Here is a 12266-nt window from a genome sequence, read left to right as displayed (position 1 = left end):
AGTTACCGAATCACCGCATCCGCGTGAACCAGCAGGTCGTGCTCAGCGCAGCTTCACCGCGGTCGCGCGCAGCCGCAGTTCCGCAGTGATGGTTCGCGGGGCAGACCCGAGGCCTGGGTCCCCTCGACCCGGTCGTCTCGGGTCTGCCCCGCCCCCCAGTGGCGGCGGCGCACCGCCCCGGCTAGTGGGGCGCGCTCTCGCATGCGAGAGCGCGCCAACGAGACGCGATCAAGACGGCACTCCGTAAGAGCTCCAAAGCTCCAGAGCGCCGGTGCGGTGGACCAAAGCCGTCGCAAGCGCAAAGAACCCCCGCCTTCGAGACGAAGAGCGGGGGCTGGGCTCTGCTGTGCTGACGTTATGGCCAGGCGGAGAAGCGCGCAAGGTATCGAAAGGCGTACCAGGGCTGGTACTTCTCCCCGCCGATGCCCGCCGCCGAGTTCCGCACCCTGCTCCCGGGACACCCTGTGCCGCAGTAGCCGCGGAAGTTCACGGCACTTCTCGTCGGGGCGCCGGGACTAACGGAGGTGGGTCCCACTTCGTGGTCGTCGGTCGGTAGAGCCTGAGCATCAGCCGGAACGGGCCCGCCGGCACGGGGAGCCAGTTCGCCGCCGCATCCGGTCGCGCGGCGCTGATCTGGATCGTCAGCGATCCGTCCAGGTCAAAGGTGGGTCGCGGCGGAGCAGCGACGGGAAGTCGCTGCAGATCGATCGAGTCCTGCAGCCGGTGGACGTCGGCGAGAGCCTCGTCCGATGCCTCCGGTTCGACCAAGATCCGCCCCACGACCATGACGTAGCGCCACGGGGTGCGCAGCCGGACCTCGCCGTCGGTGACTTCGAGCTGTTCCGGTCCGGCTGCGATCGAGACCGCGGGCAAGCGTTCGCCCGGGGCCGGTGCGCTGATCGTGATTGGGGTGCTGGTGTCGGGTAGGGCGAGTTGGAAGCTCGCGTATCGGGTTCCGAAGTCCGGGAACTTCAGGCTGAAGTCGTTGTGGCGGACGTCCAGCCAGGCGACCGAGTAGAGGGTGTCGACGTTGGGGGCGACGCCGACGGTCAGCGTCGGGTCGGAGAGCCGGCGCTGGTGTCCGAAGGTGTTCAGCGGGGCACCCGCGGAGTTGAGCGGTCGCTCCGCGGTCGGGTCCAGCGGCTGGGTGAAGTTGAGGCGCACCCGCTGGGCGAAGACGAGGGGGTAGGCCCACACCTGGACCGCCCGCGCGGCCTCCTCCAGGTCCATCGTTCGATCCTCGGCCACGCCGCCTCCCTACTGATCTGAACTCGGTTCAATTAGCATAGCCGAACCGCGCGCCCTCGGGGTGCGATATCCGCAACATGACGCGCACGTGAGGATGGGTGGGAGACATGGGTCCGCTCGGCTATGACACGAACGATCTGCCCCAGGTCGGGAGATCCGCGAGTGACGACGTGCTCCCGGCCGAGCAGGGGAGCCGCGCGTCCTGGATCGAGGCGCTGGGCATGCAGGCCACGATCTACGCCACGCCTGCCGTGCTGCAGTACGCGCAGATGTCGGAGCAGGTGCTGCACCCCGGCGCGCCGGGGCGGATGGCCTCGTTCCTCCACGAGCGCAGCCCGGCGGGCCCCGAATTCCACGCCTTCCGGGCGCCCAATGTGGACACCCTCTACTCCAACGCCTGGGTGCACGTGGGTGCGGAGCCGGTCGAGCTTCGACTCCCGGCTTTCGGAAAGCGCTACTTCACCGTCCAGGTGGTCGACGCCTACAGCAACTCCATCAACATCAGCGCCCGGACCTTCGGCGCGGCCGCGGCCCGTTACTGGTTGGTCCCGCCCGACTGGTCGGGGGAAGCGCCCGATGATGTCACCGTCGTGCGGGTGGCGACCGCCATCATCTGGCTGCTGCTGCGAATCCAGGTGCTGGACGGCGACCTCGACGTGGTCCACGAGCTCCAGGACCAGGTCACCTTGGCGGGTGGGGCACCCGGCGGCGACCTCGGTCCCGTCGTGGGCGCCGATGAGGTGGAGGAGGACTGGCGCGCCTTCTACCGGGCGTTCGACGCGGTGCTGCGCCTCAACGCCTTCCCCCGTGACGAATGGGTCCACGTGCGGCAATTCCGGGCTCTGGGGTTGCTCGGGCCGACGCCCTGGGATCCGGCCGCGCTCGACCCGGCAACGGCGGGCGCGCTGGAGCGCTCCTTCGCCACCGCGCAGACCCTGCTGCGCTCCTCGCGCCCCCAGCTGGGCGTTGCCACCGGGACCGGCTGGACGCGCGTCCTCGACAAGGGGGCGCACGGGCACAACTTCCTCGCTCGGGCGGTGATGAACCACGTCGGTCTCGGCGCGAACGTCGCAGAGGAGAACACGTCGTTCAACACGCACGTGGACTCCACCGGGCAGAAGCTGGCCGGGCGCGATGGTCCGCACGTCCTCGAATTCGCCGCGCAGCCACCGCACACCGCGTTCTGGAGCGTGACCCTCTACCACGCCGAGACGGGTCGGCTCCACGCCAACCCCGTGCACCGCCACGCCCTGGGCAGTGCCGCGCTCGTCGGTGATGGGGGACCGGCGCGGTTGGTGCTCAGCCACGCCGATCCCGGTGCCGCGAACTGGCTTCCGTGCCCGGAGGGCGAGTTCTACCTGATCCTGCGCATCTACTCGCCCGGGCAGGAAGTCGTCGCGGGGTCCTGGCTGCCCGCTCCGGTGCGTCGCGGAGCGGGCGCCGCGGACGACCTATGACCGAACCGGCGGGGAGTCCGGCTCGTCGGCAGCCGGGCTCTCCTCCTCGGACATGTCCTCCCGCGAGGTCTCGCGCATCGTCGCGACGACGATGAGACCCGTCAGCGCGGCGAACACCGCGTAGAACGCCGGAGCGATCGTGAGGCCGGTGACCTGGACCAGCCCGGTGGCGATCAGGGACACGAGTCCCGTTCCGATGACGCCGCCCACGTTGAAGCCGAGCGAGATCCCGGTGTAGCGAACCCTGGTCGGGAACAGCTCGCTGTACTGGGTGTAGACCACGCCCTGCTGGATGCTGAAGGGGATGTTGAGCACCAGCGCGGCAACGATGGCCAGGACGAGCGAACCCTGCTGCATCATCCAGAAGCACGGGACCGCGAGCAGGACGAACCCCAGCATCGCGCCTGCGAGGACGCGGCGTCGACCGAGGCGGTCGCTCAGGGCACCTGCCCACGGGATGACGGCCAGCGGCATGAGCACGATCAGCACGATCAGCCACAGCGACCCGGTCAGCGGGTAGTCCAGCACCGCCGAGAGGTGGACGAGCAGGTAGACCGAGGCGATCCCGCCGGTGGTCATGGTCGAGTAGGCGATGCCGATGACCCGCAGGACGGAGGCCTTGTGCGTCCGAAGCACCTCGGTCACGGGCGCCTTGGGCGGCGCCGATCTCTTGGCCATCTGCACGAACAGCGGGGAGTCCTCGACCCGCATCCGGTAAGCGACCGCCCCCACCAGCAGGGGCGCGGCGATGAGGAACGGCACGCGCCAGCCCCAGCTGCTCATCTGCTGCGTGGACGTGAGGGCGCTCAGGATCGCGACGGTCCCGGCGGCGCCGGCGATGCCGAGCGAGATCCCGATCGAGGTCGCGGACCCGAACAGGCCGCGCCGCCGGGACGGGGCAGATTCGGTGGACAGCGAGGCCGCCCCGCCGATCTCACCTCCCGCCGCAAGGCCCTGAACGATGCGCAGGAGGGTCAGGAGGATGGGTGCCCCGATGCCGATGGAGGCGTAGGTCGGCAGCAGTCCGGTCAGCATCGTGGCCGTCCCCATCACCGCGACGGTGGCCATGAGCACGGCCTTGCGGCCGCGCCGGTCGCCGATGCGACCGAAGATCAAGCCGCCGAGGGGTCTCGCCAGAGATCCGGTGGCGACCACCCCCAGCGTCCCGAGCAGACCGACGAGGCTGTCGCCCGCGGGGAAGAAGAGCGGTGCCAGGACGACGGCGAGGTAGCCGTAGATGGCGAAGTCGTAGTACTCGATGGCGGTTCCGGCTGATGCTGCCACGCTGGCACGGCGGGCCAAGCGTTCGCGATCACGCATTGCTTGTGTCGACATCGGCGCTCCTTTGCGCTCGGCAACGACCGTCGCAGTCCTTCGGCCGCAGTGTCGACACCGTAGATATGAATTGACATCAGTTCAACTGCTTCTTCGGGCGGAGGGTGGTGCCGAAAGCCGAAGGGGGGCGCCCGCGTGCGAGCTCTCACGCGAACTCAGATCCGGACGAGGGTCTTGCCCGTTGTGCGCCCGGCCATCATGTCGGCCAGGGCGGTGGGTGCGGACTCCAGTCCTTCGTAGATGGTCTCCCGGTGGACGAGGCATCCCTCGGCGAGCCAGCCGCCGAGCCGCCGCTGCATCTCGTCGAGCAGCGGAACGTGCGCGCTGCCGCGGAATCCGCGCAGCGTGAGGTTCTTCGAGGTGACGAGGAACAGGTTGCGCGGCCCGGCTGCCGCACCGTCGTACTCGGAGATCGACCCGCACAGCGCGATCCGGCCGCGGTCGTTCAACGCGTCGAGCGCGGCTTCGAGGTGAGTGCCGCCGACGGAGTCGAAGCAGAGGTCCAGCCCCTCGGGCGCGGCCTGCTGCAGCGACTCCTTCAACGGTCGCGAACGCCAGTTGAAGGCGGTGTCCACGCCGATCTCGTCGAGCAGCCAGGCCACCTTCTCGTCGCTTCCGGCGCTGGCCACGACCCGGAGGCCGCTGAGCTTCGCGATCTGGCAGACCAGGTTCCCGACGGCGCCGGCAGCGGCCGACACCCAGATCGTGCCGGTGCCGGCCAGCGCGTCGATCACGTGCAGGCCCGCGTAGGCGGTCAGGCCCATCGCGCCGAGCGGGCCCAGGTACGCCTGGGCCGGAATCCCGTCGACGTCGAGCCGGCGCAGGTTCGCGATGCCGTTCATCGCGACCTCGCCGGAATCGACCACCGCACGGCTGCGCCAGCCGTAGGAGTGCCACACCGTGCTGCCGACGGGGAAGCCTTCGGCCTGCGACTCCTCGACGACGCCGACGGCGAAGACGCCGTCCATCGCCTCGCCGGGAGGGAAGGCGGGGAAATAGCCCTGCGGTGCGTCGGCGCGCAGGCGCAGCCGCAGCCCGGGATCCACCGATGTCCACGTGTTGCGCACCAGCACCTGCCCCGGGCCGGGGTCAGGCAGGTCGACGGTCGTGAGTTCGAAGTGGTGTCGGCCGACCTCGCCGACCGGCAGCTCGAGAACCTGCACTTGAACGCTTTCCACGAGATCTCCTCGAGGTTGTGGGTTTTCAGGGCTTCGGGCTGTTCCGGGGGAGGACCACGGCGCGGCCCAGGACCCGGCCGTGCCGGAGGTCGTCGAGCGCCCGGTCCGCGTCGTCGAGCGGGTAGGTCGTGGTCTCGGCGCGGAGGCCGTGCTCGCGCGCGAGCGCGACGACCTCGACGAGCTCGTCGCGGGCTCCCCAGAACGGGAGGTGCACCCGCGCTCCCGGGGGCAGCGCGGCGCCCTTCGCGACGGGCAGCGTGCCGCCTGCGCTGCCGATGACGACGATCTCGCCGCTCCGCCGCAGCGATCGCGCGGCCAGCGCCATCGTCGCGTCGCTGCCGACGAAGTCCAGCACGACGTCCGCGCGCCGCGCGTGCAGCGCGCCGTGCACCTCGTCCGGTGCGCAGGCGGTCGATGCGCCGCAGGTGAGCGCGAGATCGCGGGCGTCGGCGCGGACGTCCACGGCGATGACGTGGGCGTCCGAGGTGGCGGCGAGAACGCTGATCGCGAGGTGGCCCAGGCCGCCGACGCCGATCACGAGCGCGATCGCGTCCGGTTCGGCGAGCGCCTCCCGGCAGCCGCTGATCGCGTGGTACGACGTCAGCCCCGCGTCGGCCAGCGTCGCCGCGAGAGCCGGATCGAGACCGTCGGCGGGAACGAGGCGCCCGGCCTCGACGACCACCTCATCGGCGAGCCCGCCGTTGACGCCCAGGCCGATGCCCGCCGCGTTCGGATCGGGGCGGTCGCAGTAGTTCGGTCTTCCCGCCGCGCACCGCGGGCACTGCCCGCACCCCCACGGGCTGTGGACGATCACCTGGTCACCGACGTGGACACCGGTCGCACCCGGCCCGAGTTCGGCGACCCGGCCGCAGATCTCGTGGCCGAGCGTGTACGGCGCCGGCCAGGCCGTGGCAGGTCCGTTGCCGGCCGCGTCGATGACGTGCAGGTCCGACTGGCAGATGCCGGCGGCCAGGACCTCCAGCCGAACCTGGCCGGCCGTGGGCACGGGCGAGGCGATCTCGGTCAGCCCGCTGCTGCCATCGGCGAACATCCGGTACGCGCGCATGCTGCTCCTCATCGGTTCAGGCCTGGACTCTGAATTGAAGTGAGTTCAGTATGGGTGAATCCAAGTCTCTGTCACAACGTGTGAATTGGGGATGTTGTGAACGGCTCCGTGAACCACCCCGCCAACAGGCCCTTCCGGATCGGCCCGTTCGAACTCCGCAACCGGCTGGTCGTTTCCGCTCACGGACTCGCGACCGTCACCGAAGGCGTTCCCGACGAGCAGGACGCGCGCTACTGGTCCCGTCTGTCCCGCGGTGGGGCCGGGTTGATCATCACCGGCGGGACCCAGGTGTCGCCGGACTCCACCCTGCGCAACCGCATCCTCACCGAGGCGTACGCCGAGCGGGCCCTGCCGGGCCTGAGGCTGCGGGCCGAGAGCATCCGCTCCGGTGGTGCGGTGGCCGGGATCCAGCTCGGTCACCTCGGCAGGGAGACGCTGGGGGCGGGGACGTTCCTGCCGTTCGTCGCCCCGAGCCCGATCCGAGGCCCGCGCGAACCCGCCGCCGCTCGTGCGCTCGGCGCCGAGGATTTCGCTCGGATCGCCGACGATTTCCGGCTCAGCGCACGGCACTGCGCCGAGGCCGGGTTCCAGGTCATCGAGATCCACGCGGCGCACGGCTACCTGCTCGCGCAGTTCCTGTCGCCGGCCGCGAACACCCGCTCGGACCGGTACGGCGGCGGTGCGGCCGGACGGGCGCGTGCGCTCGCCGAGGTCGTGCAGGCGGTGCGCGAAGGGGCGGGTGACGATGCGGTCATCGGAGTCCGGGTGTCCACCGAAGGCAGCGGCCCCGCGCATCTGACCACTGAGCATCTCGTCGAGTCGCTGCCGTGCGTCGCGGCCGAGGCTCCCTTCGACTACCTCAACTTCACCTGGGGTGATCGCGGGCGGTACGTGCCGGACATGGCCACCGACCGGCCTCCGCTGCTGGGCCGGTCGGCCGAGCTGCGCGCTGCCCTGGACGTCCCGCTCGTGCTGTGCTCGGCGTTCCGCGATGCGGAGGGCATCGCTGAGGCGTTGACCAGCGGCGCCGCCGACCTGGTGGGGTCGGCGCGGGCGCACATCGCCGACCCGGACTTCGCCCGCAAGGTGCTCGGGGGTCGCGCCGAGGAGATCCGGCCGTGCACGGCGTGCCTGCAGGACTGCCGCACCTACGAACCCACGGGCCTGTGCGTCGTCAACCCCGACCTCGCACCCGCGGGCGAGGCGCGCAGGCCGGCGCGGCCACTGGTGCTGGCCCCACCGCGAAGGCGGCGGCGGGAGGGCGGCCTGCTCGTCGTTGGTGCCGGACCCGCGGGGCTGGAGTGCGCTGTCGCCGCCGCCGAGCGCGGCGTGCGCGTGACGCTGGTGGAGGAGGAGCGCGACATCGGTGGTCAGCTGCGTCTGGCCGCGGCGGTGCCGAACCGCTCCGGCTGGGCCGATCTGATCACCTACTTCCGACGGCGGATCGACGCGCTGGACATCGATCTGCGCCTGGGAGCTCCGGTTTCCGACGCGGACGTCGCGGCTGCCGGTGAGGTCGTGTGGGCGATCGGTGCGAACGAGGCGGCACCTCCGATTCCGGGTGCGATGCGTTCCTGGGACATCACGCGCGAGCTGTTCGCCGGCGCGGAAACGGTGGTCATCGCCGACGACGGGTTCGGTTGGTGGCAGGGGATCGGTGTCATCGAGACCGCGCTGGCATCCGATGTGGCCCGGGTGGTCTACGTGACTCCGGGGGCGGGGTTCGCCGCGTCGATCCCCGCGGAGTCGCGCACCCAGTTCCTCGAACGCCATCAGGGAGCGCCGTTGCGGGTTCGCGTCCTGCATCGGCTGGTGGCTGCGAAACCGGTGGCGCAGCTGGAGAACGTCTTCGACGGGAGCCGGGAGGACGTGGACGCCGATGTCGTGGTGCAGGTCGGTGAACGTCTGGCCCGGCCGTTGACGGGGGCGAACGGCGCGTGCGCGAGCGCGATCGGGGACTGCGTCGCGCCCCGCCAGGTCGGCCATGCCATCGCCGAGGGACGGGCCGCAGGCCTCGCTGTCGAGCTCGACGGTTCCTCCTGAGCGACACCGGGAGCGCTCGAAGTATTGACAGGGACGAGTCCGCGACCCAGTATTGAATTGAAGTCAGTTCAAGGAGGAAACATGGCAGTCGAGGACGACATCCAGTTCGAGAAGGACGGCAACGTCGCGCGCGTCTGGCTGAACCGCCCGCACAAGCGCAACTGCATCACGGTGCCGATGCTCAACCGGCTCGACGAGATCATCACCGAGATCGACAACGACCCCGAGCTGCGCGTCCTGGTCTTCCGCGGACGTGAGAACACCTTCTCGTCCGGCTTCGACCTGGACAGCCTGCAGTCGGACTTCATCGGTTCGAGCACCGCGATGGACGTTGCCGTGGTGTCCGCCAAGGTCTGCGACCGGCTCTACAACATGTCGACTCCGTCGGTGGCGGTCATCGAGGGCTACGCCACCGCGGGCGGGTTCGAGGTCATGATCTCCTGCGACTTCGCGATCGCCGACGAGGACGCGAAGATCGGTGACTTCCACATCCGCCGTGCCCTGTTCGGTGGCGCCGGTCCGATCTACCGCCTGCCGCGCATGCTGGGCATCCGCAAGACCAAGGAACTCATGCTCACCGGCAAGCTGCTCAGCGGCAAGGAAGCCGACGACTTCGACCTCGTCAACGCCAGCGCCCCGGCCGACGAGCTCGACGAGACCGTCGAGGAGTTCATCAGCCACCTCACGGACAAGAGCCCGTTCCAGATGAAGCTCACCAAGATGGCGGTGGACCGGGGCCTGGACGCCGACATCGCCTCGCTGATGGTGCTGGAGCACCTCGCGGTGGGCGTCACGCTCAACTCCCAGGACGCGGCCGAAGGTGTCTCGGCGTTCCTGGAGAAGCGCGATCCGAAGTGGACCGGTCGCTGAGCCGGTGGTCCGTTGCGTGGTGATCGAGCAGTGGTGGCCTTGCTGGCGAAGGAGCTTGCGATGACGAAGTCGGCCGTCGTGGACGCCGATCCCGAGCTCGGTGCGCGGGTGCGTGCCGAGCTCGGCGGGTCAGGCCCGTTGCGGACGCTGGACGGTGGCCGCAGCGGACTGACCTACGTGGTCACCGACGCCGTCGGGAACGACCACGTCGTCAAGGCGGTGCCGCCGGGGCGGCGCGCGGTGGGACGCAACGACGTCCTGCGGCAGTCGCACGTGCTGTCGGCGCTGGCCGGGGCCGGCATCGGGTCCGGGCTGCCGCTGCCTGCCGTCACCGCCCGGAGCGAGGTGGAACCGGCTTGGTTCGCCATGGAGCGCGCTCGGGGGACGGCGGAGGAACCGGTGCTCGAAGACCATCCGCTCCCACCGGGGATCGCCCGGGAGCGGATGGTCGCGGCGGCACGCATCCTCGGCGAGCTCCACGCCGTTCCTCTCGCGCAGATCGAAGCCGGGCTGCGCTCGGCGGGCGGCGATGTCCCGGAACCGCTCCGCCCCGCGGACGAGCTCGCGCGCTGGACCAGGACGATGCACGCCGTTCCCGAGGAGCTCCGCTCCGGTTCGGACGCGCTGCTGTCCGCGCTGGAGGCCGCGGTGCCCGACGCGGTGGACCCGGTGCTGGTGCACGGCGACTTCCGGCTCGGAAACCTGCTCTGCGCGGGTGCCGAGCCGACCGCGCTGGTCGACTGGGAGATCTGGAGCATCGGTGATCCGCGGGTCGACCTCGGCTGGTTCGGCGTGTTCACCGACGGCGCGTTGTTCCCCGGTGTCGGCCGAGTCGTGCCGGAGCTGCCGTCCGAAGCCGAGCTGCTCGCGGCCTGCGGGAACCCGGAGCCACCGGACTACGCGTGGTTCCGCGCGCTCGGGCGGATGAAGATGGCCGCGATCATGGGGCACAACCTGAAGCGGCATCGCGAGGGCGTGCACCACGACCCCGTTCAGGAGCAGCTGCCGGCCACCATCGACGCGCTGATCGTTTCCGGGCGTTCGATCCTCGAGGAGTGGTCGCGATGACGGTGCCGACTCCCGGGGAGCTGTTCGGGATGCAGGGCAGGACCGCGCTGGTCACCGGCGCGTCGTCGGGCCTGGGTGCGCGGTTCGCGACCGTGCTGGCCGTAGCGGGCGCGACCGTGTGGATCACGGCCCGGCGCAAGGAGAAGCTCGACGCGCTGGCGGCGACGAACCCGGCGCTGCGCGTCCTGCCGGCCGACCTCTCGGACGAGGCGGCCAGGGAAGCTCTGATCGCCGCGATCACCGCCGAGAGCGGAGCGGTCGATGTGCTGGTGAACAACGCCGGCACGGAAAGCGGCGCGAAGCCGTCGGACGAGACGCCGTCCGCATTCGCGGGCGTGCTCGGCACCAACCTGGTCGCGCCGTTCCACCTGGCGCAGCTCGCGGCTCGCGCGGCCGACGGGGGGTCGCTGTCGGTGATCAACGTCAGCTCGATCCTCGGGCTGGTCTCCGCGGCACCGCTGGGCGGTGCGAGCTACGCCTCGGCCAAGGCCGGACTGATCGGCCTCACCCGGGAACTCGCCGGGCACTGGGGCGGGCGCGGCGTGCGCGTCAACGCGCTGGCGCCGGGGTGGTTCCACACGGAGATGAACGACGAACTGTTCGCCGACGACCGGTCGGTGCGCTGGATCGAGCGCAACACCATGCTCCGCCGGGCCGGAGAAGGCTCCGAGCTGGACGGCGCGCTGCTCTTCCTCGCATCAGCGGCGTCGAGCTACTGCACCGGTCAGGTGCTGGCGGTCGATGGAGGGTGGACGGCCCGATGACGAGCATCGATGATTTCGTCGCCGAAGCGCGGAAATGGCTTGCGCAGAACGCGACTCCACGGCAGGACGCCGATGCGTCCCGCGCGTCGGTGTCGGTGTTCCACAACCTGCCGGCTGACGAGGAACGCGCGCTGCTCGACCGCGTCTGCGCATGGCAGCGCCGCAAGTTCGACTCCGGATACGGCGCGCTGACCTGGCCCGAATCCGACGGAGGCGGCGGGCTGACACCCGCGCACGAGGAGGCGTTCGCGGAGCTGGAGCGTGCGTTCGACACGCCGGGCCAGCACGAGCTGGCGTCGGTCAGCGCGCATCTGATCGCACCGACGATCGACCTGTTCGGCACCCCCGAGCAGCGCAGGCGCCTCGTCCGGCCGCTGCTGCGCGGCGACGAGCTCGCCTGCCAGCTGTTCTCCGAACCGTCCGCGGGATCCGACCTCGCCGGGCTCGCCACCCGGGCCGAGCGGCGAGGAGCGGAGTGGGTGGTCAACGGGCAGAAGGTCTGGAGCTCCGGTGCCCAGTTCGCCGGATGGGGCGAGCTCATCGCTCGCACCGACCCGGACGTCCCGAAGCACCGCGGCCTCACGGCGTTCCTGCTGCCGATGGACACCCCGGGCGTCGAGGTGCGGCCGCTGCGGCAGATGTCGGGAGGATCGTCGTTCTGCGAGGTCTTCCTCGACGACGTCCGCATCCCGGACGAGTGGCGCCTCGGTGAGGTCGGTGCGGGCTGGAAGGTCACCCTCGCCACCCTGGGGTTCGAGCGCAGCCACTCCGGTGCGAACACCGAACTCGGCGGCGGCTATCGGCACCTGGTGGCGACCGCGCGCAGGCTGGGCAGGCTCGGCGACCCCGACGTCCGGCGCGGCCTGGCCGAGGTGTGGGTGCAGGAGAAGCTCGGTGAACTGGCGGCCACCCGGGACCGCGAGGCCCGGCTCGACGGCGGCGAACCGTCGGCCATCGGCTCGCTGCGCAAGCTCGCGTGGGCGCAGAAGCTCAAGCAGGTCAGCGAAGTCGCGGCCACCGTGCTCGGAAACCGGCTGATCGCCGACACCGGTGACGACGCGTACCAGTGGACCGAGCACGTGCTCGGCGCACCCGGGTACCGGATCGCGGGCGGGTCGGACGAGATCCAGCGCAACATCATCGCCGAACGCATTCTCGGCCTGCCCACCGAACCGCGCGGGGACAAGAACGTCCCGTGGCGCGACATCCCGCGGTAGCGGCAGGACGGACACGAGAC

The 12266-nt window shown here is 70.7% G+C and carries 10 protein-coding genes; 6 read left to right on the top strand and 4 right to left on the bottom strand.

Going from position 1 to position 12266, the window contains the following annotated elements; translation table 11 throughout:
• Nucleotides 1–486: 486 nt before the first annotated feature.
• On the bottom strand, nt 487–1248 hold the full coding sequence (locus AB0J78_RS21210) for a DUF1254 domain-containing protein (RefSeq protein ID WP_363791549.1): 762 nt from the start codon (nt 1246–1248) through the stop codon (nt 487–489).
• 107 nt (nt 1249–1355) lie between these two features.
• On the opposite strand from AB0J78_RS21210, the gene AB0J78_RS21205 reads away from it, so the two are divergent.
• Entirely contained in the window at nt 1356–2705 is a 1350-nt protein-coding gene (locus AB0J78_RS21205; RefSeq protein WP_363791712.1) for a DUF1254 domain-containing protein, read from the top strand.
• Here the strand turns inward: AB0J78_RS21205 and AB0J78_RS21200 are convergent.
• The 3 genes from AB0J78_RS21200 to AB0J78_RS21190 form a co-directional block, all read right to left on the bottom strand.
• A complete protein-coding gene (locus tag AB0J78_RS21200; protein WP_363791547.1) occupies nt 2700–4040 on the bottom strand; it encodes an MFS transporter in 1341 nt (446 codons plus the stop codon). The two genes, AB0J78_RS21205 and AB0J78_RS21200, sit on opposite strands and share 6 nt — an antisense overlap.
• A 155-nt stretch (nt 4041–4195) precedes the next feature.
• Nucleotides 4196–5218, bottom strand: coding sequence for an NADP-dependent oxidoreductase (locus AB0J78_RS21195; protein ID WP_363791545.1), 1023 nt, complete (start codon nt 5216–5218; stop codon nt 4196–4198).
• A gap of 25 nt (nt 5219–5243) precedes the next feature.
• A complete protein-coding gene (locus AB0J78_RS21190; RefSeq protein ID WP_363791543.1) occupies nt 5244–6284 on the bottom strand; it encodes an alcohol dehydrogenase catalytic domain-containing protein in 1041 nt (346 codons plus the stop codon).
• 96 nt (nt 6285–6380) lie between these two features.
• Between AB0J78_RS21190 and AB0J78_RS21185 the strand changes: the two genes are divergently transcribed.
• The 5 genes from AB0J78_RS21185 (at nt 6381) to AB0J78_RS21165 (ending at nt 12246) form a co-directional block, all read left to right on the top strand.
• A complete protein-coding gene (locus tag AB0J78_RS21185) occupies nt 6381–8327 on the top strand; it encodes an FAD-dependent oxidoreductase (RefSeq protein WP_363791541.1) in 1947 nt (648 codons plus the stop codon).
• A gap of 81 nt (nt 8328–8408) precedes the next feature.
• Nucleotides 8409–9197 (top strand): enoyl-CoA hydratase/isomerase family protein, encoded by a 789-nt coding sequence (locus AB0J78_RS21180; RefSeq protein WP_363791539.1) that lies wholly within the window; start codon nt 8409–8411, stop codon nt 9195–9197.
• Nucleotides 9198–9257: 60 nt separating this feature from the next.
• Nucleotides 9258–10265, top strand: coding sequence for a phosphotransferase family protein (locus AB0J78_RS21175; RefSeq protein ID WP_363791537.1), 1008 nt, complete (start codon nt 9258–9260; stop codon nt 10263–10265).
• A complete protein-coding gene (locus AB0J78_RS21170; protein WP_363791535.1) occupies nt 10262–11029 on the top strand; it encodes an SDR family oxidoreductase in 768 nt (255 codons plus the stop codon). Before AB0J78_RS21175 ends, AB0J78_RS21170 begins: the two co-directional genes overlap by 4 nt.
• Nucleotides 11026–12246 carry an acyl-CoA dehydrogenase family protein gene (locus AB0J78_RS21165; protein ID WP_363791533.1) on the top strand — a complete coding sequence of 407 codons (1221 nt, stop codon included), beginning with the start codon at nt 11026–11028 and terminating at the stop codon, nt 12244–12246. Before AB0J78_RS21170 ends, AB0J78_RS21165 begins: the two co-directional genes overlap by 4 nt.
• Nucleotides 12247–12266: the final 20 nt, after the last annotated feature.

Source organism: Saccharopolyspora sp. NPDC049426 (assembly GCF_040676935.1).
In the GTDB taxonomy this organism is placed as follows: Bacteria; Actinomycetota; Actinomycetes; order Mycobacteriales; family Pseudonocardiaceae; genus Saccharopolyspora.
Note: the sequence above shows the minus strand (reverse complement) of the source record. Positions and strands in the feature narration are given on the sequence as shown.